General features: G+C 45.2%; 22 protein-coding genes. 8 read left to right on the forward strand and 14 right to left on the reverse strand.

Translation table 11 applies throughout. The annotated features are described in order from the left end of the window. The 3 genes from A3G19_RS04010 to A3G19_RS04020 form a co-directional block, all read right to left on the reverse strand. Nucleotides 1-562: thiazole synthase (locus A3G19_RS04010; RefSeq protein WP_294870714.1), on the reverse strand; the 562-nt coding region annotated here is incomplete at its 3' end. A gap of 15 nt (nucleotides 563-577) precedes the next feature. Next, on the reverse strand, nucleotides 578-1132 hold the full coding sequence (gene purN / locus A3G19_RS04015; protein WP_015652554.1) for a phosphoribosylglycinamide formyltransferase: 555 nt from the start codon (nucleotides 1130-1132) through the stop codon (nucleotides 578-580). Then, a complete protein-coding gene (locus A3G19_RS04020) occupies nucleotides 1129-2448 on the reverse strand; it encodes an NAD(P)H-hydrate dehydratase (RefSeq protein WP_294870716.1) in 1320 nt (439 codons plus the stop codon). Before A3G19_RS04020 ends, purN begins: the two co-directional genes overlap by 4 nt. Nucleotides 2449-2480: 32 nt before the next feature. Here A3G19_RS04020 and A3G19_RS04025 point away from each other — a divergent pair, with 32 nt between their 5' ends. Genes A3G19_RS04025 through A3G19_RS04040 form a run of 4 tightly spaced genes read left to right on the forward strand, consistent with a single transcriptional unit; the run spans nucleotide 2481 to nucleotide 5963 of the window. After that, nucleotides 2481-3449: a KpsF/GutQ family sugar-phosphate isomerase gene (locus tag A3G19_RS04025; RefSeq protein WP_015652556.1), complete on the forward strand. Its 969-nt coding sequence runs from the start codon at nucleotides 2481-2483 to the stop codon at nucleotides 3447-3449. Then, nucleotides 3446-4387 carry a pseudouridine synthase gene (locus tag A3G19_RS04030; RefSeq protein WP_294870718.1) on the forward strand — a complete coding sequence of 314 codons (942 nt, stop codon included), beginning with the start codon at nucleotides 3446-3448 and terminating at the stop codon, nucleotides 4385-4387. Before A3G19_RS04025 ends, A3G19_RS04030 begins: the two co-directional genes overlap by 4 nt. Then, entirely contained in the window at nucleotides 4384-4782 is a 399-nt protein-coding gene (locus A3G19_RS04035; protein WP_015652558.1) for a secondary thiamine-phosphate synthase enzyme YjbQ, read from the forward strand. The genes A3G19_RS04030 and A3G19_RS04035 overlap by 4 nt, the downstream gene beginning before the upstream one ends. Nucleotides 4783-4784: 2 nt before the next feature. Beyond that, nucleotides 4785-5963, forward strand: coding sequence for a replication-associated recombination protein A (locus A3G19_RS04040; protein WP_294870720.1), 1179 nt, complete (start codon nucleotides 4785-4787; stop codon nucleotides 5961-5963). Between the two features lie 128 nt (nucleotides 5964-6091). On the opposite strand, the gene A3G19_RS04045 is transcribed toward A3G19_RS04040, so the two are convergent. Next, nucleotides 6092-6835, reverse strand: a complete 744-nt coding sequence (locus tag A3G19_RS04045; RefSeq protein WP_294870722.1) for a response regulator transcription factor — start codon at nucleotides 6833-6835, stop codon at nucleotides 6092-6094. 64 nt (nucleotides 6836-6899) lie between these two features. Continuing rightward, the gene (metH, locus tag A3G19_RS04050; protein WP_294870724.1) at nucleotides 6900-10397 is read right to left on the reverse strand and encodes a methionine synthase; all 3498 of its coding nucleotides are present in this window, start codon (nucleotides 10395-10397) and stop codon (nucleotides 6900-6902) included. A 101-nt stretch (nucleotides 10398-10498) separates the two neighbouring features. On the opposite strand from metH, the gene A3G19_RS04055 reads away from it, so the two are divergent. Then, entirely contained in the window at nucleotides 10499-13042 is a 2544-nt protein-coding gene (locus tag A3G19_RS04055) for an ABC transporter substrate-binding protein (protein WP_294870726.1), read from the forward strand. Here A3G19_RS04055 and A3G19_RS04060 read toward each other — a convergent pair. The 3 genes from A3G19_RS04060 to A3G19_RS04070 form a co-directional block, all read right to left on the reverse strand. Further along, nucleotides 13017-14273: an ArsS family sensor histidine kinase gene (locus A3G19_RS04060; RefSeq protein WP_294870727.1), complete on the reverse strand. Its 1257-nt coding sequence runs from the start codon at nucleotides 14271-14273 to the stop codon at nucleotides 13017-13019. The two genes, A3G19_RS04055 and A3G19_RS04060, sit on opposite strands and share 26 nt — an antisense overlap. A 3-nt stretch (nucleotides 14274-14276) precedes the next feature. Beyond that, a complete protein-coding gene (locus A3G19_RS04065; protein WP_294870729.1) occupies nucleotides 14277-14942 on the reverse strand; it encodes a response regulator transcription factor in 666 nt (221 codons plus the stop codon). A gap of 114 nt (nucleotides 14943-15056) precedes the next feature. After that, nucleotides 15057-15221 carry a hypothetical protein gene (locus A3G19_RS04070; RefSeq protein ID WP_294870731.1) on the reverse strand — a complete coding sequence of 55 codons (165 nt, stop codon included), beginning with the start codon at nucleotides 15219-15221 and terminating at the stop codon, nucleotides 15057-15059. Between the two features lie 172 nt (nucleotides 15222-15393). Here A3G19_RS04070 and msrA point away from each other — a divergent pair, with 172 nt between their 5' ends. After that, nucleotides 15394-15918 (forward strand): peptide-methionine (S)-S-oxide reductase MsrA, encoded by a 525-nt coding sequence (gene msrA / locus A3G19_RS04075; RefSeq protein ID WP_294870732.1) that lies wholly within the window; start codon nucleotides 15394-15396, stop codon nucleotides 15916-15918. A gap of 64 nt (nucleotides 15919-15982) precedes the next feature. On the opposite strand, the gene A3G19_RS04080 is transcribed toward msrA, so the two are convergent. Together A3G19_RS04080 and A3G19_RS04085 are read right to left on the reverse strand one after the other, a co-directional pair. Continuing rightward, entirely contained in the window at nucleotides 15983-17107 is a 1125-nt protein-coding gene (locus A3G19_RS04080; protein ID WP_294870733.1) for an OmpA family protein, read from the reverse strand. 78 nt (nucleotides 17108-17185) lie between these two features. Next, the gene (locus A3G19_RS04085) at nucleotides 17186-17518 is read right to left on the reverse strand and encodes a hypothetical protein (RefSeq protein ID WP_015652567.1); all 333 of its coding nucleotides are present in this window, start codon (nucleotides 17516-17518) and stop codon (nucleotides 17186-17188) included. 76 nt (nucleotides 17519-17594) lie between these two features. Here A3G19_RS04085 and A3G19_RS04090 point away from each other — a divergent pair, with 76 nt between their 5' ends. Beyond that, on the forward strand, nucleotides 17595-18542 hold the full coding sequence (locus A3G19_RS04090) for an NAD(P)-binding domain-containing protein (RefSeq protein ID WP_294870734.1): 948 nt from the start codon (nucleotides 17595-17597) through the stop codon (nucleotides 18540-18542). A 130-nt stretch (nucleotides 18543-18672) separates the two neighbouring features. On the opposite strand, the gene A3G19_RS04095 is transcribed toward A3G19_RS04090, so the two are convergent. The 4 genes from A3G19_RS04095 to topA all read right to left on the reverse strand — a co-directional run bounded on the left by A3G19_RS04095 (nucleotide 18673) and on the right by topA (nucleotide 22733). Continuing rightward, entirely contained in the window at nucleotides 18673-19026 is a 354-nt protein-coding gene (locus A3G19_RS04095; protein ID WP_294870735.1) for an AMMECR1 domain-containing protein, read from the reverse strand. 43 nt (nucleotides 19027-19069) lie between these two features. After that, nucleotides 19070-19921 (reverse strand): biotin synthase, encoded by an 852-nt coding sequence (locus A3G19_RS04100; protein WP_015652570.1) that lies wholly within the window; start codon nucleotides 19919-19921, stop codon nucleotides 19070-19072. Between the two features lies 1 nt (nucleotide 19922). Next, complete coding sequence (locus A3G19_RS04105; RefSeq protein WP_015652571.1) at nucleotides 19923-20438, reverse strand: YfcE family phosphodiesterase; 516 nt, start codon at nucleotides 20436-20438, stop codon at nucleotides 19923-19925. Nucleotides 20439-20510: 72 nt separating this feature from the next. After that, a complete protein-coding gene (gene topA / locus A3G19_RS04110; RefSeq protein WP_294870736.1) occupies nucleotides 20511-22733 on the reverse strand; it encodes a type I DNA topoisomerase in 2223 nt (740 codons plus the stop codon). 157 nt (nucleotides 22734-22890) lie between these two features. Between topA and A3G19_RS04115 the strand changes: the two genes are divergently transcribed. After that, nucleotides 22891-23644 (forward strand): flagellin hook IN motif-containing protein (locus A3G19_RS04115; protein ID WP_294870737.1); only part of this gene is annotated, 754 nt, incomplete at its 3' end.

Consider the following 23644-nt stretch of genomic DNA (forward strand, 5'->3'; position numbering starts at 1 on the left):
TCCCTGCATCAACGATAATCGGCACTTTGACCGCTTCACGCACAAACACAATGTTATAACGGTTTTGGACTCCGAGCCCTGAGCCGATCGGAGCGGCAAGCGGCATAATGGCGTGGGCACCTGCATCTTCGAGACGGCGTGCCATAATCGGATCATCGCTGGTATAGGCCATGATGGTAAAGCCGTCTTTGGCTAACACTTCACATGCTTTGATCGTCTCTAAGACATCCGGATAGAGCGTTTTTTGAGTGTCGCCGATTACTTCGAGTTTGATCAGATCGATTCCCGTCGCTTCACGGGTGAGGCGGAAAAGGGTGATCGCCTCTTCCGCTGTCGTACATCCTGCCGAATTGGGGAGGAATTTGACATTGGTCCCCGCAAAAGTATCACGGAGATTCGGCTCATTCGGGTTGGTGATATTAAGACGACGAACGGCTACGGTGATAAGTTCCGAGCCGCTTGCTAATGTAGCGGCTTTAGTCGTTTCAAACGAATCATATTTACCGCTTCCCACGATGAGGCGGCTACCGAGAGTATATTTTCCGATTTGTAATGTATGCATTGCTATCCTTTTCAATCAATCATGTAGAATTTTTAGTACGCTGAGAGGGAGTATCTCATGCTCAATCTGGCGAATTTTAGCCGAAAATTCTTCTAAAGTATCGGAGGAATTTTTAGTAAAACTTTTTTGCAAGATTATCTCACCGCCGTCGAGTTCATCGGTAACCCAATGAACACTCACTCCGCATATTTTCTCGTCACTTTCAAAACTCCGTTCAATGGCGCGTGAGCCTTTAAAGGCGGGCAGGAGTGAGGGGTGGAGATTGATAGAGCGAATATTGGAGGTAAATACGCTAGTGAGAATACGCATAAAGCCGCAAAGTACTACAAGATCAGGATCGTAATCACGGATCATCTCAACCAGTGCGGCATCGTAGGCTTCGCGGTTTTCATATTCCCGATGATCGCATACTTCGACGGGTATGCCGGCTGTACGTGCTTTGGCGATACCTCCAGCCTCTGAATTGTTCGTAATGGCACAGGTGATGATGGCATGCTTGTGGTGGATTTTTTCAATCAAGTTGGCGAGGTTGGTCCCCTCGCCGCTAAATAAGGCAACGATTTTTTTCATAAAACGGTAACTCTTTCTATAAGGTCAAATGGGGTGAGGGCATAGTTGTTTTTGTCAAAGCCGCGTGCAGCTAGAGTGTGAGCTAAAGAGCCTTGAAGGGCGGCATCTAACGGAGTATATTTTTGGGCCAACAAGGCTCCGATAAGACCGCTGAGGACATCACCGCTGCCCCCTTTGGCAAGTGCCACCGTTCCGAGGGGATTGATAAAAAATCGATCATTTTTTCCTATGATAACGTTGGCGCCTTTTAGCACCAATACGGTGTTCGGATAAGCGGCACAGAATTGTTCCACATAGGTAAATCGGTTGTTTTGCAATGTGGTAACATCGATATCGGCTATCCCGCAGAGGCGTAAAATTTGAGTGAACTCTTTGGGATGTGGGGTGAGGACGATACACTCACGCTTGAGTAGTTGAGGAAACATCGGATGGTAAAAAATATCGGCATCTAAAACGAGCGGGAGATTATTGTCGAGCAAACATGTCAGTTCATCATCGCAAAACTCTACCCCCAACCCCATCCCCAGAGCAATAGCTGTTGTCGAGGAAGGGAGCGAATGGCTTTGCATCAGTTCATACGGGATAGTGACGTTTTCGTTACTGATAAGGCTCACTAATCCGCTTCCGAAACGGATCGCAGCAGAACCGGCGATAACCGATGCTCCGATTTTCTCACCGCACACAACCGCTAAATGACCATAGCACCCTTTATTGGCGGAAGTGGACGTACGATGCGGTAGAGATAGATCGGATGGATCGAGTAATTGCCATGTTGTGGGTATCTCATACCGTGAACGTGAAATCCCCAGATTGGCGACACGGATTTCACCGACGTATTCTTTAGCCGCATCACTGAATAGGCTTCGTTTAAGGGCTCCCATAGTGATGGTAATATCGGCTTTGAATGTATGAGGATCGAGCGTACCGTCTGCATACAAACCGCTGGGGACATCACAGGCTATTTTAAATGCGGTGGAGTCATTGAGCATCGCTAGTATTTCTGCGGTTTCAGCGTTGATCGCTCTATTGAGGCCACTACCGAATAGGGCATCGACAATCACATCATAGTGGATTTCGCTTTGATAATGGAGTGAAACACGATAATCACCTTCGAGTTGTCGTGCGAGAATTCGCCCATCCGCTCCATTGTTTCCATTGCCGCACACAATCAAAATAGAAGAATTTGGTAAGAAATATTCACCAATGTAATTGGCTATAGATAAAGCGGCGTGCTCCATCATAACGGGTTCACTGAGGGCGAATTGTTCTACGGCTCGATGATCCAGAGTATTTACTTCTCGGTAAAGGTTTTGCATGGATAAAGTCCATTTCAGCTATAATTATATTTATGAACAACGATTATATCGCAATAGCCAAAAACACACTTGAAATTGAAGCACAGGCTCTTCGAGAGGGCTCAGAACGTCTGGGAGCGGAGATGATCCGTGCCGTAGAGATTATCCTCGCGTGCAAGGGTAAATTGGTCATTACGGGTGTGGGCAAATCAGGTTTAATCGGGGCTAAAATCGCCGCGACGTTTGCATCGACGGGAACGCCGAGTTTTTTCCTCCATCCGACCGAAGCGTTGCATGGCGATTTGGGGATGATCGGCAAAGAGGATGCGGTTCTCGCCATCAGTTACAGCGGTGAGAGCCCGGAACTCAGCTCCATTCTCCCTCATATCAAACGTTTTGATATTCCCCTCATCGGGATGACTCGCAATGCAGAGTCAACTCTTGGGCGTTACAGTGATGAGGTGATTAACATCAACGTCTCAGCCGAAGCGTGTCCGCTTGATATCGCTCCGACCAGTTCAACCACGTTGACGTTGGCGATGGGGGATGCATTGGCGGTATGCCTGATGAAGGCGCGCAATTTTCAAAAAGAGGATTTTGCTTCGTTTCACCCCGGCGGGGCATTGGGCAAACGGCTATTTGTAAAAGTAGCCGATTTGATGCGCACAGCCGATCTTCCGATCGTGGATGAAAATACACCGCTTAAAGAGGCGATTTTAAAACTCAGCGAAGGGCGTTTGGGGACAGTAATGTTGATTAATGCAGAGGGGAAACTCTCCGGTTTACTCAGTGACGGTGATATTCGTCGTGCCCTTCTGAAGGAGTCGTTTTCGCTCGATGCTATCGCAAAAGAGTATGCAACACTCAACCCACTTGTTATTAATGATGCAACGATGCTGGCCAGTGATGCTCTCGTATTGATCGAAGAGAAAAAAATTCAATTGTTAGTCGTCACGAACCGTGATGGCATAATCCAAGGTGCGTTGCACCTTCATACTCTCGTAGAAGCAGGTATCTCATGATGCGTTTAAACAAATATATCGCCCACTACTCGACCTATTCGCGTCGTGAAGCCGATCAGGCGATTCTTGATGGGTACGTTCGAATCGATGGTGAGGTTGAGATTAACCCCGCGACTCAGGTCGATGAGCGCAATGCCAATGTTATGATCAGCGGGAACAAGATCACCCCAAGTGATCAATTTACCGTTATCGTCTATAACAAACCGCGCGGTGAATTGGTAACCAAAAAAGATCCGCAAGGGCGTAAAACGATTTATGACTCATTAGCAAAACAATACCGCCACTATATCCCTGTCGGACGGCTCGACTTTGCCTCTGAGGGATTATTGCTTCTTACCGATGCGTCTCGTGTTGCAACGGCACTTATGACCTCCAAAATGGAGCGGGTTTATAAGATCAAGATCAAAGGGGCTGTGTCTGAAGGGATGAAAATCGCGATGGGCGAAGGGCTGGAGCTTGAAGATGCAAGTGCCGGAGCCCATGAGCATGCGGAGGCGGGGCCGATGAGTTTTGCCCCTTTTTATGCCTATCAAGTCCAAAAAGACCAAGGAGACTACTCGATTTTAAAAGTAGCCATTGGCGAGGGACAAAACCGGGAGCTTCGTCGTTTTTTCGCCCATTTCGGGGCTGAAATCGTCGATCTCAAACGGCTTAGTTTCGGCGGGATTGAACTTAATAATCTTCCAACGGGAAAAGTACGCTTTTTGGAGCGAAATGAGTATTCCAATTTACGTGAGTTTTTGGATGCTGTGGAAAAAGCGGAGAAACAAAAACAAAAGAGCGAGAAAAAAGCTCCAAGAGCTGAGGGAAAACCACAGTTTAAGCCGAAAAGTGCTCCAAAAGATAAACCTAAATCGAAATCAAAACCTTCCAATGAGCCATTCGGCACCAATAAATACAAACCTGATTCTAAATTCTCAAAAGGTGGTAAAAAATGAAAACACTCAAATTCCCAACCAGTCATAAAACACAGTTGATGGATATCAGCGCTGAAGTGAAAGAAGCTGTCATTAAATCAGGGATCAAATCAGGGATTTGTATTGTTTTTACTCCGCATACGACAGGGAGTGTCTTTTTGTTTGAAAATGCAGACCAAAATCTTCGCCGGGATTTATTGGCGGCTCTCTCCAAAGTTATTCCAAGTGATGTTCAATACGCCCATGTCGGTAGCAATGCGGCTGCTCATCTCAAATCGTCCCGTATGGGTGCATCGGTAAGTATTCCGGTTCATGAGGGTCGTCCGATGTTCGGAAAATGGCAAGGAGTTTTCTTCGGTGAATTTGACGGTCCTCGTCAAGAGCGTGAAGTCATTATCAAAGTCATCGCAGGTTAATCGTGGCGGACTTTACCTATCTGCTTCGTCCGAAAAAATTTGACGATGTGGTAGGTCAAAATCATCTGTGCTCTCCCGATTCTCCTCTGCGTTCACTCTGTGAGGGGGGTAATCTCACCCACTCTTTTTTTTACGGTCCCCCCGGTTGCGGTAAAACGACATTAGCCCGAATTATCGCCGAGGTTATGGGTCTCCCCTTTTATGAGTTTAATGCAACGTCACTCAAAATAGAAAACTTGCGAAAGATTTTTGATCAATACGAGGGTTCCCTCACTAAGCCTCTGATCTTTATCGATGAGGTGCATCGCCTTGCAAAGAATCAGCAGGAGGTGTTACTGCCAGTTATGGAAAAAAACAGTGTGTTAGTGATTGGCGCATCGACGGAAAATCCCTATTTTAGCCTGACTGCGGCGATGCGATCGCGTTCATTACTGTTTGAGCTTCATTCCATCGGTTTTGAAGCGTTAGAGGATTTGTTAGTCCGTACTTCCGTTGAAATGGATGAGGAGGCATGTGAATATTTGATCGCCAGTTCGGGGGGCGATGCTCGTGCGATGCTCAAACTCCTCGAAGTCTCCACCGCATTGAACAAACCGATTACCCTTCTTCTTCTCAAATCGCTCCGACCTGCTGCGCAAAGCTTGGGAAGTTCGGAAGCGGGGGTTCATTATGATCTCGCCTCTGCCCTCATCAAAAGTATCCGAGGCTCAGACCCCGATGCGGCGATCTATTATCTTGCTCGTTTGATTGAGGGGGGCGAACCGCCGGAATTTATCGCTCGTAGACTTGTAATTTTGGCGAGTGAAGATGTGGGGAATGCGAATCCTCAGGCTCTTAGTCTTTGCACCTCCGCTATGACGAGTGTCAAAATGATCGGCTACCCCGAATCGCGGATTATTCTCGCCCAAGCGGTTATCTATCTGTGCGCATCACCCAAATCCAACACGGCATACAATGCGATCAATGCCGCGCAAAGTGCCGTCAAAAACGGGGTTATCCTCGACATTCCAGAACATTTACGTCAACAGCACAAAGGGTATCTTTACCCGCACGACTTCGGGGGATGGGTCGATCAAAAGTATCTCTCTAAACCGCTCAAATTTGTTGAATTTAAAAACAGCGGTTATGAAGCGAAGATGGGGGAATGGATAGAGAAGGTGTGGAAAGATCGAAAAGAATAGATTAGACTTCTTGTATAACCCTTAATTAGGATATATGACACCGTTCGCCCTGAGCCTGTCGAAGGGTGTTTGGTTCATGGTTCGACATGCTCACCACGAACGGAAAAGTAGGTTATGCAAGAAGTCAATTAGTGCACCGATGATAACCGATACCCCATCCCATAAATACTCGTTAGCGCTTTTTCGGGGAGTTTTTTTCGTAAACGCATCATCATCCCCCGCAAATTATCCGAACTTACATCAATCGTATTGAGATAAAAATGATTCAGGATTTCATCGGTACTGCATACTTGTTCAAATTTTTTCGTTAAAAGCTCCATCAGCAGAATTTCGTATTTGGTTAATGCAATTGCAATATCACTTTCAAAAAGTATTTTTTTATCCTTATCCCAAAAAAGTTCATGCGAGAGATAGAGGGTATGTTCCGGTGCTATAGATGGGAGAGGGGAAGTATTGATTTTGGAGCACACTTTGTAAAGTGTATCAAACATTTGCGGATATTGAACCGGTTTGGTGATGAACTGAGCGATACCGAGATTAATAAGAGATAGGAGATAATCCGCCTCTGTGTGAGCGGATAAGATAATAATTGGCTGTTCCTCATGGATGGCACGAATCTCAGAGGTTAATTCCACCCCATTCAGCCGAGGCATCCGAATATCGGAGATGACGAGATCGTAGGTTTTTTGTTTTAAACGATAGTAATCGTTGTATTTCTCAAGAGCGTCAACTCCATCGATAGCAGTATCAACGCGGTAAAAATAATCTTCTAATACTCTGAGTATCCGAGTTCGAAAAGGCTCATTATCTTCGACAAAAAGGAGTGATAAACGCTTCGTCTGTTCCAGTATACGTTGTTCGTTATCAATCAATCATTTTGCCTCAACTTTTTCGCGATATCAATTATTATAACATAAAGGAAATACGTTTTAATTCCTAGATATTGTAGTACGTCGCCTCTTTATGATGGACGACGAGAGCCGTGGTACTTTGCTCAGGGTGAATTTGGAACGTCTCAGAGAGGGTAATGCCAAACTCTTCAGGGCGTAATAAATCGAAGATGATACGGCTCTGTTCCAAATCAGGACACGCCGGATACCCGAAGCTGTATCGTGCCCCCGCATAGCGGTTGAGACGGACATCACGGAGACTAAATCCTTCATCGTTGTGTGCAATATTGAGGTCAAGTCGGATTTGTTTGTGTGCCACTTCGGCTAAAGCTTCGGCAAGCTCTACCCCAAACCCGTGTACCAGGTTGTATTCGAGATATTCATTCGCGGCATACAGCTCTTTTTCGTACTCGCTGAATTTATCCCCTACGCTAACACACGTTAGCGGTAATACGTCATCGCGGGTATGGGTGAAAAAATCACTCAGTGCGCGATGGGGTGCTTTGCGCTGACGCGGAAACTCAAACACGTATTTGGCGTTCCCGATCACTTCGTCGAGGCTCTGGCGGTTCGCGTTTTCATCGATATTCCATCCGTAACTCTCATCAAAAATCAGAAGTTCCTGATCGCTGCTTCGGACGGGATAGTATCCGTAAATCACCGTCGGGTCAAATAGTCCCCGTTTGACAATCTCTCGTTTGATCCGCTCATAGGCCGGATAAACTTTGGTCTCGAGAAGTTTTTTATACTCATCCACCGGCATTCCGGCACGTTTGTATCCCCAATGCAATTTAAAGAGACTGCGGCGGTTGATCCATTCGCATACCATGTCAAAATCAAGCTGTTCTTTGCGTAATACCCGACGTCCCCAAAACGGAGGGGTTGGAATTTTTACCTCGCTTGGCATTTTCAACTCATGAAACGGTGGGATAACAACATCCACAACCTCTTTGGCGGCACGTTCAATCATGTCTCCGCCGAGGCGGGTGTCGAGCCCTATGCTTGGATCGGCATTGTATTTTTCAATTCGGCTCATGGCGATCACCCCGTCAAAGGCATCGCGGCAATAAAAGATCGCCCCGTTATAGATCGGGCGGCAGAAATCGTCCACGAAACTACGGGTGAGTGCCGCACCGCCGAGAAGTACCGGTGTGGTGATTCCCATACCGGACATTGTCTCTAAGTTGTCTCTCATCACTTGGGTCGATTTGACGAGCAGCCCGGACATCCCGATGGCGTGAATCTCTTGGGCTTTCATTACATCGAGATACTCTTCGAGTTCGGTTTTGATCCCGACATTGATCACCTTGAATCCGTTGTTGGAGAGGATGATATCGACGAGATTTTTCCCCACATCATGAACATCCCCTTTTACCGTCCCGATCACGAGGGTAGTATCGGTCTCTTTTTCCTGTTTGGAGAGGTAGGGGTTGAGATAATCAACGGTGGTTTTCATCGTCTCGGCACTTTGCAATACAAACGGAAGCTGCATTTTTCCCGATCCGAAAAGCTCTCCGACGATTTTCATCGCATCGATGAGGATTTCATTGACAATGGTGTCAGGATTGATCTGTGCCCGTGCCCGTTCAACAAGAGGAATCATCCGCTCTTTATCCCCGTCGATAAGGAGTTTGGCAATTTTTTCTTCATCGCTCAAGCTCTCGTATTCTTCGTCGTTTTTAGTGTTGTCGATGGTTTTATCACTGAAATGTTCGATAAATTTAAAGAGTGACTGATCATCTGGGCTAAAGAGCAACTCTTCACAGACGGCACGATCCTCTTCGGACATTTTGGCAAGCGGTACGATATGTTTGACGTTGATGATAACCGATGTCATACCCGCTTCAATACAGTGGTGTAAAAAGACACTGTTCAAAAAGACTCTGGCATTCATGCTGAGTCCAAAAGAGATGTTGGAGAGCCCCAGTGTTGAGCCGACGTTAGGATATTTCGTATGCAGTTGGCGGATAGCTTCTAAGGTTTGGATGGCGGCGTCACGGTACTCCACATCCCCGCTTCCCACGGTAAAGGTGAGCATGTCAAACATCAGATTGCGAGGATCGATATGGTGGCGGTTGACACACAGATCATAAATCCGATCCGCAATGCGCATTTTATCTTCGGTTGTTTTTGCCATTCCCTTTTCGTCAATGACAAGACATACGATGGCTGTTCCGAATTTTTTAGCCAGTGAACAGATAGCATCGAGACGCTCTTCACCGTCTTCGAGGTTGACGGAGTTGATAATCGGTTTGCCGCCGATGCATTTGAGTGCCTCTTCCATTGTGTTGACACGGGTCGCATCGGGCATAAGGGGGATGGAAATTTTTTGGTTGTAGAGTCTCATGACGTGCGCCATATCCACCGCACCATCACGCCCCGCAAACTCGACGTTGACATCGAGACAGTGGGCGCCATCTCGTACTTGTGCTTGACCGACGCTGAGTGTCCCCTCGTAATCGCTCGCGATGATCAGTTCACGAAACGCTTTCGATCCGGTCGAATTGGAGCGCTCTCCGATGAGTAGCGGAGCGGGTGTTTGGATCAGTTCGACGGTGTTAAACAACGATGCGATAGAGGGTGTCGTCTCTCCGCTTGGTTTTTTTGGGGTGATGGAAGAAACTTTATTCACCAGTGCACGGATATGCTGAGGGGTTGTTCCGCAGCATCCGCCGAGGAAACTGACGCCGTCATAGTTTAAAAAGTCACATTGCAGCTGAGCAAACTCATCGGGTCCCATCGGGTAGTACGAATAGCCGCCTCGGTTTTGAGGCAAGCCCGCATTGGCATGAACCGAGATCGGTTTTCCCCACACTTCACTGAGGGTTCTAACGTGTTTCCCGTATTGCTCCGGTCCGGTTCCGCAGTTGAATCCCAGACTGATGATATCGAAGGGCTCTAAAATCGTGGCGATGGTTGCCGCATCGGTACCGATGAGCATAGACCCTGCCAACTCGATCGTAACGGACACCATAATAGGAAGCTCAGAACCTCGTTCACGGTTAGCCGCTTCGCAGGCATGGAGTGCGGCTTTGATTTGGAGGGGGTCTTGGCAGGTTTCAAGGAGGAAAATATCGCATCCGCCGTCGATGAGTCCCAAACAACACTCTAGATACCCTGCGAGCATCTCATCGTAGTGAATGTGTCCGAGAGAGGGGAGCTTGGTTCCCGGTCCGATAGAACCCAAAACATAACGCCGGTGTTCAGGAGTGGAAAATTTATCACACTCTGCTTTACAGACTGCGGCTCCCGCTTTGGAGAGTTCATAGGCACGATGGCCGATCCCGTATTCGTCCAATACCCAGCTAAAGGAACCGAAAGTGTTGGTCGTGATGAGATCCGCACCGGAGACGAGGTAGGCGTGAAAAATATCGCTCATCACCTCTGGGCAGGTGACGTTGAGGAGCTCATTGCACCCCTCTAACCCCTCCCATGCACTCTCAGGTATCTTATCGGCACGCTCTTGAAGCTGGGTTCCCATAGCGCCATCGATTATAAGAGCTCGGCGAGAGATAGTTTCAAGAAGCGTTTGTTTGAGGGACATAACAGAGACCTTGCGCAATAAAAATAAAGTACGATTTTATCCAAGAGTAGCCTAAAGGGTTCTAAGTATGAAAATATAATTCTTTTGATACACTCTAATCTATGAAAAAGCTGTTTCTTTTATTACTCTTTTTAATGTCACTTGCATGGTCGAAAGAGTCCGTAACCCTTCAATTGCCGTGGCTCCATCAGTTTCAGTTTGCAGGGTATTACGTTGCCAAGCAAAAAGGGTATTACTCGGATTCAGGATTAGATGTTACGATTTTAGATGCACACAATAGACAAGACCCTTTTAAAGCCGTCATAAACGGGAAAGCTCAATACGGTGTCGGACGTTCTTCTTTGATTGTTGATTACATCAAAGGTGCTCCCCTTGTTCTCATGGCGGCAGTATTCCAATCCTCTCCAATGATGCTCCTTACCCGTAAGGATTTTAATATCCATAATGCCAAGGACCTAAAAAACAAACGGGTTATGTTGACCGGGGATACCATCGAGGGAGCCGAGCTGCAGGCGATGCTCCGAAGTGTCGGATTGCGTACCAGTGATTTGATACTGCAAAAACACTCGTATGATCCGATGTCATTGGCTAGAGGTGAAACCGATGCTATGGTCGCCTACCTCTCTAATGAACCTTATATTCTTCAAAAAGCAGGAATCGAAACACGTGCTATTCACCCTAAAGAGTACGGGTTCGATTTTTACAGTGATATCTTATTTACCACGACGGATGAAACCACTAAAAATCCTCAAAGAGCCGAAGCCTTTTACGATGCATCGATGCGGGGGTGGCTTTGGGCATTTGATCATATTGAAGAGACGGCTGAACTGATTTACCGTGATTACAACCCTCAGCATAAATCACTGGATGCACTGATCTACGAAGGCCGAATGTTAAAAGAATTTGCCTTCCGTCCCAATATTGCTTTTGGCTCCATCGATCCGGTGCGTCTGGAAATGATTGCCCAAGGGTATCGGCTAATGGGTGTCGTTCAATCGATCCCTTCGTTTGAACCTTTACGATATAAACACAGCGCATTGCAATTGAGTGAAAAAGAGAAAGGATGGTTGCGTGATCATCCGGTTATCCGAGTCGGAATCGATCAAAACTGGCCTCCTATCGAGTCAATCGATGAAAAAGGGAGACATTCGGGAGTCAGTGCATCGTATTTGAAGCTTCTCGAAAAGCGCTTAGGGGTCCATTTTGAGGTTGACTACAGCCGCCGCCATTGGAGTGATTCGATCCGATCGGTTCAAAACAAAGAGATTGATATGCTCTCGTGTGCGGCCATTACCGATAAACGGCGGGAGAATCTTCTTTTTAGCCGCCCTTATTTGAAACAATCGATTGTTATTGTTGCCCATTCGGATGTTGGATTTGTAAATGATTTAAATGATTTGGGCGGGAAAAAAGTAGCCGTTGTCCGCTCTTATGCGACGGAAGAATTTTTACGTGAACACTATCCCAAAATTATCCCGGTAGTTGCGGATACCTCGCTGGAAGCTCTCCAGAGCGTTGTTTCAGGCGAAGCATATGCCTGTATCGAAGGACTTGGGGTTGTGAGCCATTTGATAGAGAGGCATAATCTAAAACGTCTCAAGGTTGTCGGTGAAACGCCGTATCGGTATGAACTTGCATTTGCATTTCGTAACGATTGGGGGATGCTGGCTTCCATCTCAGATAAAGTTCTCGCTTCCATTACCCCCTCAGAATACGAAGAGATTCACGGACCTTGGCTTGTGATGGAACGTAATTATCCAATCAATTATCGTCTGGTTTGGGGTGTGGTTGGCTTTATGGGGATATTATTTATTTTAATCGCCTATAAAAATCGCCGCCTTGATGTCTTGGTACGTCAACGTACCGATGAACTTGAAACGTTTAATCAACGGCTTCAAGAAGAGATTGAAAAAGCGGTTGATAAAAATCGGAAACAGGAAAAATTGTTGATGCAGCAAGCCAAAATGGCGGAAATCGGTTCCATGCTCGAGTCGATTGCACATCAGTGGCGGCAACCGTTGAATATTTTGGGGCTTTCGATGACCCGTTTAAATTTGAGTTGTGCGATAGGGGGGAACAGTGAATCGACTAAAGTCATTGAGATTGCCGAAGCACAAATCGAATACATGTCTCAGACCATCGATGATTTCCGTAATTTTTTCAAACAAGACAAAAGCCAAATTTGGGTAAATATTGATATGTTGGCCAATGATGTTGAAGCCCTTTTGGGACCTTTGTTGATGCGTAAAAAAATCATCATTGAGCGAGATATCGATCCGATGATTGAAGTTTTGGTCTATCCGAATGAACTGAAACAAGTGGTCATTAATCTCGTCAATAATGCCCGTGAAGCGATTGAACAGCATCGCGGACGTGAGAGGGTTATTCGTATTCGCTGTCTTAATGATGAGCAATATTGTACGATCGCAATCGAAGATACCGGAGGAGGGATCCCTCCGGAGATCATCGATAAAATTTTTGACCCCTATTTTACGACTAAATTTGAATCCCAAGGGACGGGAATCGGTTTGTATATGGCCAAAATGATTATTGAAAAGCATTTTTTAGGAAAGCTCAGTGTTTACAATACCTCAAAAGGGGCTTGTTTCGAAATCCGGCTTAATCGTGCGGTAAAAGAGGGTTAAAACAGATTACCTCAAAGCAGTGTCTTCCCTCAACATAGCGATAATGAAGGGCAAAGTTATGGGCATCGAGAATCGATTTTACAAGGTAGAGCCCTAAGCCGAAACTTTGAGTATTTTCATGGTGATGAAAAAACGGTTCGCAGAGGGTTTGCAGTGTACACCCGCTCTCCCACGGTTCTCCTCTATTATAAAAGAGGATATTTTTCTCGTTTTGAACAATGGTAACTTTTCCATCCGAACTGTACTTAATCGCGTTATCGATTAGATTTTTAAAGACGGTTACCAACACCTCGCAATCGGCATAAATCGGTATTCCGCTCAATTGAAGATCGAGAATATCATCGCTTAAAAAAAGTAAGGTTTGTCCTTTTTCAATCAGGATTTTCGGATCACATTCTTGCAAATGAGGGGCGAGTGCTCCGGACGTGATCTGCTCTACTTTTACCAATTCCGCAATCAGATGCTCCATCCGTAAAAAAGCGCGTTCTAGAATAGACTTTTCTTCTTTGTTCTTGAGGAAAGGCAGCGCCAGCTTTCCAACGGTAATCGGCGTTTTCAGCTCATGCATGATGTTGCGTAAAAAGAGTCTGCGTGCTTCAAGGAGGGTTTGGTTTTTATCCATTGCGCTGTCGAGTGCACGAGAAACGAGAGAAATCTCGTCTTTTTTATCGCTTTTGATCGGGATATAAACCCCCTCTTTTCCATAATGAGTAATCGAATGAATCAGTGTTTTAAGGGGGAAAAGAGTTCGGATGATAAGCCAGTACAAAAGCAAAAGGGCCAGTGTCAGGGTGGCGAAAAGTGCTGCAGGCCAAAGGGATTGATGGGCCACATCGGTTTTGATGAGCAGCAGAGGCGGAGATGCTTTCGTGAGATAAACATAGAGATGATTCTCATCTTTTAAAATCCGTATTCGCCCCTCTTTAAGTGAGTCTTTGATCGCTTCAGGATAATTCTCAGGGACAGCAGAGAGGGCATTATCCAGTGTTTTAATAAGATCAGGATGAGGTTCGGTAACACTGTATCCTTGTTCTTGCAAAAAAGAGCGCCGTTCAGGGAGATCCAGGACAATACTTTTGCGTAAAACAAGAAGGAGATTTCCCGCTTCCAGCTCAAGCTTTTTGGTATGCTCTTGGGTGAGTTTTTGGTTTAAAAAATAAAATCCTATACCCATGGCAATGAGTGTGATGATAAAAAACAGAGTAATACGCAAAAAGATACTATGTCGCATCATTTAACCTGAAAATCGGTATCCGCTTCCGCGAATGGAGTGGATAAAGCGGGGATTTTTGGGATCTTTTTCAATCTTTTGACGTAAACGGCTGATGATAACATCGATAGTCCTCACCGAACTCTCCCATGAAATCGCTTCGGAATTGTTGGAGAGGAAATCACGACTGAGCGTTTGATTCGGGTGGAGGATAAAAAGAGACAAAAGCTCATATTCGGCCCGTGTCAGAGCGAGAGATAAGCCATTAAAGAGAATGCTCTGTTCTTGTTCATTCAGGAGAAAGAGCTTGTTTTTTTTCTCCAGCGTGGGACGGTAACGGCGGAGAACACTTTTGATCCGAGCAATCAATTCACGAGGTTCATAAGGTTTTGGGAGATAATCGTCTGCCCCGTACTCTAAAGAGAGCACTTTATCATTGATGTCGCTTCGTGCACTTGAGATCAGTATCGGGATGTCGGTTTTAAGACGGATTCTTTTACAGAGTTCCAGCCCATCCATCTGTGGTAGAGTCAAATCCAAGATGATAAGATCAAAATGCTCATTCTCAAGCAGCTCTAATCCGGCGGATGGTGTTGAGACGGCGTTGAGCGCTATTCCGTAGTTTTTGAGATAGTTAATCAACAGCGTTGTGATATCCGGGTCGTCTTCGACCATCAGGGCTTGAAGCATAGGAGTCCTCATTATGTATTCTGCTGAAAGTATGACGTAACGATGTTAACAAAAGGGAAAAGGGTAAAAAAGAGGATTAGAGGAAGTTGTTTGCTCTTAAGAGCAAAAAAGATTTTAGTCTACCATCCAGCTGGCACGTTTGGATTTACGTAATTTTTTGACCAACATTTTTTCTAACGGTGTCATTTTGTCCATTGGGTTCTCCTTTATTAAAGTTAAACGGAATCGTATCGGTATTTGATTACCGTACGATAACGTGTTTTGACGAAACAATGACATTATAAAGCCATTAAGTTATAAAATATTCAAATAATTGATTAAAAAATAATCAACTTAAAGTATCCACTCACTAAAGATTCTTCAAGCGCATAACAGCCTCGAAAACGGATAATTCTCCCGTATCCATGTGGGTAGCTTTAGTGCGTAACATCAGTTAAAAAAGGATAAATGAATGGAAAAAGCACTTTTAGGGGGCGGATGCTTTTGGTGCATCGAAGCAGTTTATAATCGTGTGAATGGAGTGCAAAGTGCCATTAGCGGCTATGCGGGCGGAGCACGAAGAGATCCGAGTTACGAGCAGGTATGCAGCGGAGCAACCGGACATGCGGAAGTAGTAGAGATAACCTATGATCCCGCACTTATAACCTATGAAGAGATACTTGATATTTTTTGGGCCATTCACAATCCGACAACATTGAATAGCCAAGGGGCTGATCGCGGAACACAATACCGTTCGGTAATTTACTATTATAATGACGTTCAAAAAGAAAAAGCGGTTGTATCGATTGCAAAAGCTCAAAAAGAATGGGAAGATCCGATCGTTACGGAACTCTCATCTGCGCCCGAGTTTTTCGCAGCAGAAGGGTATCATCAAAACTATTACACGGAACATCCGACGCAAGGGTATTGTTACGCAGTCATTGCGCCAAAGATTCAGAAATTTATGGTTAAATTTGGAGATAAGGTAAAAGGGTGAAACAAGAGAACTCAGCGTTAGCATAGACAAAGGGGGCATTGCTCCCTTTGACCTAATATGCCGGTTATTTGCAAAGTTCTACTTCGATACGGCGATTTTCAGCACGTCCTACTTTTGTTTTATTGGAAGCTACAGGCATTTTTTCACCCATTCCTTCTGATGTCAAACGAGAAGCATCAACACCCTCTTTAATCAGCATCGATTTAACGGTCTCTGCACGTTTTTCGGAGAGTTTTTGGTTATATTTGTCTGATGCAGTACTGTCAGTATGACCGACAATGTTTGCTTTATAGGCCGGGCTGTCTTTTAAGAAGCCAGCGAAGGTTGCAACTTTAACCGTACCTTCAGCATCGACCTTGTTTGAATCGCTTGCAAAGTTGAGGTGCAATGTCGCTTTAAGCGGGCAGCCCTCTGTATCAACTTTGAATCCGGCCGGAGTATTCGGGCATTTGTCATATGGATCAAAGACACCGTCTTTATCACTGTCGATCGGAGCCGCAACGGCTGCCGGTTTTGGTGCAGGGACAACTACGGGTTTCGGTTCAGGTTTTGGCTCCGGTTTTGGTTCCGGAGCAACAACGGCTGCAACAACCGGAGCTACAACCGCAGCAATAACCGGAGCCGCTTTTTCTTTTTCATCAAAACTGAATGTCAAACCGGCAAGCGCCGCTACATTATGAACTTCACCGCTGCTTGAATCAATAGCACCGCTGCGGTTTATTTTGTACATGTAAAGCCCTTCGAGTTTGAGAGCAATATGTTTGGTAATATCGGCTTTCAACCCAAGACCAGCGTCTAGGAGCATCCCATCAAAATCATTTTCATGGGTATTGGTATACCACTCATACCCTAAACCCGCTTTTGCAAACGGAGTAACAACTGTACCGGTTTCCATTTCGTAAACACCGTTAAACATGGTTGTCAAAACCCCTGTTTTCTCTGCTGTACCAGGGACACGATTGCGCCCGTAAAGAACAGATAGTTCAGGTTTAACGCTATCGTAAAGGTCGTTTGCTTGCATCTCCAAACCGTATACCATATGGTTTTCTACACCACCCATTGCACTAGGATTGGTTTCATCTGAAGTACTGTTCCAGAGGTAACCGACAACTGGCGTAACTTCATAATTAAAGTCACTTGCCCCGAGTAAAGTTGCAGCAAGAATTGCTGAAAACGCTAATTTTTTCATCGTCAAAATCTCCTTAAGTCAGATTGGAATGTTCAAAGTATAACACACAAATGTGATTGGAATGTTGTCTAAATGTAGTTAAACGTTTTTTTTAATGGTTTCAAATTCAGACTGCATAGCGTTTAACATCGAAAAAATTTCATGGTTTAAGTGTGCTTGCGCCGTATCGATTTTTTCAAGATGGGAACGTTTAAGGAGTTCAAGTTTCTCAAGTGTTGATTGAAAAAGTGCGTGGTCATCCGTCAGTAAAACAATATCTTCTTTGGGAGCCCATTTTCGTTTAACGCTTCCATCGTGTTTAAACTCAAAAATGATATTTTGACTTTTTTCAGAACTGAGATATCGTGGGACACTGTAGGCTAAATAATGCTTTTTTGGGTCACCATGGTGACGTTGTATAACATAGTACATCTAAGAATGATAACATAAATCGAATTTTATCCCTCTTTGTGATAGAGTATTTGCAATATATAATTTAGGAGTACGGATGGAACATTTTTATCAATTAGCGATAATCGGTGCAGGACCTGCCGGTATAGCAACGGCGATTGAGAGTTATGTATTAGGGATGCGCGATATTGTACTTCTTGAAAAAGATGAAAACCATAATGCAACAATTCGGAAGTTTTACAAAGATAATAAGCGGGTCGACAAGGATTGGAAAGGGCAAAAAGTTGAGCTGGACGGTACCCTCTATTTTATGGACGGTACAAAAGAGTCTACGTTAGATTTTTTTGATCAGTTATTGGATAATGAAGTGGTGGAACTCAAAACCCATACCGAAGTGCAAAAGATAATGAAAATAGAGGGTGGATTTGAAGTTTTTATCGCCGGAGGAAGTATCAAAGCCGCTTATGTGGTTGTAACAATCGGACGAATGGGCAAGCCGAATAAGCCCGATTATAAAATCCCCCCTTCGATTAAAAATCAGATTCATTTTACATTAGATGGATGTTCTCAGGGAGAAAAAGTGATGGTTGTCGGAGGCGGTGATTCGGCAATCGAATATGCCGTCGAGTTGTGCGATCGAAATGAAGTGAGTATTTGCTATCGTCGAGGAACGTTTCGCAGAGCGAATCCGACGAATCAGACGGATATTGAAAAAGCGGTTGCAAACGGCTCGGTTCGGCCTTTGCTTAATACAGAAATTATCGAGCTTGAGAGCGAGAGCGGAAAAGTCAAAGTACTGTTTAGTGATGGGTCATCGGAATTGTTTGACCGACTTGTGTATGCGATTGGCGGCACAACCCCGAGCGGTTTTTTGCAAAGCAGCGGTATTCGTGAAGAGGACGGGAAACCGGTCCATGATGAGAATTATCAGAGCAATGTGGAGGGATTATTCGTCGCAGGAGACATTACCCAAGAATCAGGCGGTTCGATCGCTCTTGGACTGAATCATGGTTTTGCGATAGCCAATTACATTCAATCGTTATAAATTAGCCTTTTAATATCGCTTCGCTTTACCCTCGCTCCCAAGCTCCTGCTTGGGAGTGTATATTTTAGTTGTATTATTTATTTACTGTATGCATTCCCAACGAGGATGTTGGGAACGAGGGGTCGGCGTTTCATTTAGATAGAATCGCTTCGCTTTGATGGCTTAATTCCCCATCAGCGGTGAATAGAGTGAGTTTTATCGTTGTATGGAGATATTCAGAAGTGACGAGGGGATCGAAATTTTCATCCTGAAAGGCGGCAACTTTGGCATTATGGATGATCTCTTCGAGCAGTGAGCGCCCCAGATTTTCTGTGCGTGCAGAACCGCGAAGTTTATTATCTAAATAGAGGGTGATTTCACACTCCATAGATTGAGAGAGTATGGGATATTCTTCGAGAAGTTTCGAACGCTCAATCGATGTTTCTGCTTGGAGCACCTCTTCGATAGAGGCTCTGGCGATGGTTAATAACAGCGATTGTGACATCTATTAACCCCCTCCTTAACTATCTTGATGATGTTATTATAACTTACTTATCCTCAGGTGAAGAAGCAATATCAAATCCAAGATTTTGGAGCATCATCAGATCCGTATGGGCTTCACGTCCGGCGGTCGTGAGATAATTTCCGATCACGATGCTGTTGGCTCCCGCTTCGAAAATCTCATGCTGACGCTCTTTGAAAGTAACCTCTCGCCCTCCGGCGATCATAATTCGATCCGCACGATCTAAAATTTTCCGTGAAAGAGAAATAAGCGCTAAGCATTCATCAATGGTGAGCGGATTGGGGTTTAGCGGCAATGCCGGATTGTGGTGGTAAAAGTTGAGTGGTACGGAAATGGGATTAAGCTCTTTAAGTGAATGGAGCATACTGAGGCGATCTTCGTGTGTCTCTCCCATCCCGAAGATTCCTCCGGTGATGAGCTTTAAACCTGAACGGTTGACGTTTTCACAGGTCTCATAACGTTCATCCCACGGGTGGGTCGTACACACCTGCGGATAAAAGCTTCGGCTCGTTTCGAGGTTATGGTTGTAGGCACTTACCCCTGAGGCCTTGAGTTCATTAAGCTGCTCCAGCGATGCCGTCCCGTTACAGGCGATAAGACGGAGACGGGGAACTTCACGTTTGAGTGTAGAAGCGACGTTACAGACAAATTCGAGGGTTTTGTCATCCAACCCTTTTTGGGCGGTAACGAGGCAAAATCCCAAAGCCCCCAAAGCTTCGAGACGGCGGGCTTCCTCCAAGATTTGATCCATAGGCTTTTGCTTGTACCGCTCGATATCCGCTTTGTATTTCACGCTTTGGGAACAGAATTTACAATCTTCGTTGCACGTACCGCTGTTAATATTGCAGATAGAACAGAGAAATATTTTTTTTGACATATTAAGATCTTTCAAAAGAGTAGTGGCGTTCATCAAATGTATCGTTTCCTACTGCGCGGGAATAGTGTGTCACATTAAAGGTCTCGTTGGTAATTTCAAGCATTGCACACGAAGAAAAAGGTTTGTCTCGTGCGCACGCTTCCCCCGGATTGAGAAAAAGGGTGCGATTTTTAAAATCGCACTCAAATACGTGCGTATGTCCGAAGAGGATCACTTCGGCATCGGCGTTCATGTAAAAAGGGAGATGCATCAGTTTAAAGTTAACCCCGCCGAGTTTAAAATAATGGGGTTCTTGGACGAGATTGTATTGGGTATGATATTCAATCAAATTTGCGTCATTATTACCATATACGGCAATATAACGTAAGCCGCTATTTTTAAGTTGATCAAGAATTTCAGGTTTGACAATATCTCCGGCATGGATCAAAAACTCGGCACCCTGCGCTTTGAGGTGGTCAATCGCACGTTGTGATCGACCTTTTTTAGAATGGGTATCAGAGAGTAGACCTATTTTCATAACGTTCGCCCTGAGCCTGTCGAAGGGTGTTGTGTCCATGGTTCGACAAGCTCACCACGAACGGAACCGACATTATTCATTCGTCTCTTCTCTGGGTGTGCGATCTTTACATTTGACACACTCATAGACTTCTTTGTTGCGGTAGGTGCGCGGTGCCAATGCTCCGCCGCATCCTTCGACTTCACACTTTTTGTCACTCGGCTCAAATTTTGAGATAAATTTACATTTTGGATAATGTTCGCATCCCCAAAATGCACCGCGTCGTGATTGTCTCCATAAAAGTTTTCCGCCGCATTCAGGACAAGGAACTTCGGAAAATTTCGTTTCTTGATTAAGTGTTTTCGTGTTTTTACATTTTGGATAGCCGCTGCACGCCAAAAATTTCCCGTTTCGGCCATTTTTGACCACCATAGCACTGCCGCATTTTTCACATACCTCTTCACTCACTTCATCCGGAGTTGTCGGGTTCTCTTTTTGGTTCTCTTCGGTTTGTTCGGTGTATTTGCACTTCGGAAATCCGCTGCAAGCGATAAACTCTCCAAAACGACCTGAACGAAGCAGGAGCTCGCTGCCGCATTGCGGACAGTTGCGTCCGAGTGGTTTCGCCATTTTTAGGCTGACGATATTCGTTTTCCCTGCTTCAATTTGCTCAAGAAACGGGTAATAAAAATCGAGCAAAATTTTGTGCCACGATTTACCACTTTCGCTGATCTCATCGAGGGTCTCTTCCATAGTTGCGGTAAAGCTGGCATCAACAATTTCATTAAAATGGGTCTCTAACATCTCCGTAACAGTGAAAGCAATCTCAGTCGGGAGAATGGCGCGCTTTTCGATTTCGATGTAATTACGTGCTTGGAGGGTACTGATGGTCGGAGCATACGTTGATGGACGACCGATCCCCTCACTTTCAAGTTTTTTGATCAAACTCGCTTCGGAGTATCGTGATGGCGGTTCGGTGAAATGTTGTTCGGTCGATATGCTTTGGATATCGATAGCATCACCGCTTGTGAGGGATGGAAGGAGTTTATCTTTGTCATCACTCCCCATTACACGGTAGAAACCGTCAAATAAGAGTTTACGTCCTGTTGCACGGAACTGTGCTTTAGGCGATTCAAACGTAATGCTTTGTTGCTCAAATCGTGCATCGTTCATCTGACAGGCGATAAAGCGGTTGTAGATAAGGCGATAGAGTTTGATCTCGTCAGGTTTCAAATACGTTGCTGCTACCTCAGGGGTAAAGGCAAGCATCGTCGGGCGAATCGCTTCATGCGCTTCTTGCGCCCCTTTCGATTTTTTTGTATAAACTTTTAGCTCTTTCGGGAGGTACTCTTTGCCGTAACGCTCTAAGATCAGTTCACGTGCCGCTTCAACCGCTTCCGTTGCGAGGTTGAGGGAGTCGGTACGCATATAGGTAATGACTCCCGATGTCCCCTCAGGAGTTTTAACCCCCTCATACAATGCTTGGGCAACCATCATCGTCTTCTTCGGAGAGAATCCGAGCTGTGAGCTGGCTGTTTGCTGCAGCGTCGAAGTCATAAATGGCGGAGGGGTAGAGGATTTACGCTCTTTGGTTTCAATTTCACCGACTTTAAACGGCTCTTTTTTCAAAGCTTCTACGATCCGAGCGGCTTCATCACCCGTTTTGATGGTGAGTTTATCGATTTTCTCATTTTCAAAATTGACGAGGGTCGCTTCGATATCTTTTTTGAACAAAGTGTCAATCGTCCAATACTCTTCAGGGATAAAGGCGCGAATTTCACGTTCACGATCGATGACGATTTTGAGGGTTGAGGATTGAACGCGCCCTGCAGATAACCCTTTTTGGATTTTAGAAGCGAGGAGCGGCGAGAGTTTATACCCTACGATACGATCGAGCAAACGGCGGGCTTGCTGTGCATTAACCCGATCCATATCGATGGTGCGTGGCGTTTCCAATGCATGGATAATAGCGTTTTTCGTAATCTCATGAAACACGATACGCGGCAGTGACTCGGGGTCTTTGTCGATGGCATGGGCGATATGCCATCCGATGGCTTCACCCTCGCGGTCTTCGTCGGTCGCGATGTAGATGGTATCGCTTTTTTTGGCTAACTCTTGGATTTGTTTAACGGTAGCGGTACTGTCTTCGCTGATACGATACTCGGCAACGATTTTCTCGTCATTGATTTTGATACCGAAGCGGTTTTTAGGGAGATCCCGGATATGCCCTTTGGAAGCGATTACCTCGTAATCTTTGGAGAGGAAGTTTTTAATGGTCTTGGCTTTGGCCGGAGACTCTACAATGATGAGTTTCAAAAAGTGAATCCTATATATATGGATGAGTTTCGAAAGTGTAACAAAAAAAATTGCAAAACCGTTAAAGTTTTTTGTTTATCACCCGATATAGTTGGTAGAAGCAAGGATGCTCAACTAACTAAAGAGCCAAAAGCGCTCTTACGATAAAGGATTTATCATGGGTTTCAGAATTAACACAAACATTGCGGCAATGAACGCACACACAAATGCGACGATGAACAATCGTAGCTTGGATAGTTCACTTAGTAAACTAAGTTCAGGTCTTCGTATTAACACGGCAGCAGATGATGCATCAGGTATGTCTATTGCGGATTCACTTCGTTCACAGGCTTCTGCTCTTGGACAAGCGATTGCAAATGCGAATGATGGTGTTTCAATGGCGCAAATCGCCGATAAAGCGATGGATGAGCAATTAAAAATTCTTGATACGATCAAAGTTAAAGCGACTCAAGCGGCGCAAGACGGACAATCAGCTGATTCACGTAAAGCACTGCAAGCAGACGTTAAACGTCTTGTAGAGTCATTGGATAACATTGCGGGTACAACTTCGTACAACGGTAAAGCGCTCCTTTCAGGACAATTTACGAATGCATCATTCCAAGTAGGTGCTTACAGTAACCAAACGGTTAGTATGTCTATCGGTGCTACCAGTTCAGATAAAATCGGACAAACACGTTTTGAGACCAGTGCTACCGGTACAACTCAGGGTGTTGCAACAGCAACTTATACCGACAATGAAGGCAATGCTACTGCACTTGAAGAAGTAGTTATCAGTACTTCAGCGGGGACCGGTATCGGTGCATTGGCAGAAGTTATCAACAAAAACAGTGATTTGACGGGCGTTAAAGCAAGCTGGAGCAACGTTATGACAGGTACCGCCGTTATTGCTTCGGGAACCGTTACCAACTTGA

Origin of the sequence: Sulfuricurvum sp. RIFCSPLOWO2_12_FULL_43_24, from assembly GCF_001829605.1 — a bacterium.
Taxonomy (GTDB): domain Bacteria; phylum Campylobacterota; class Campylobacteria; order Campylobacterales; family Sulfurimonadaceae; genus Sulfuricurvum.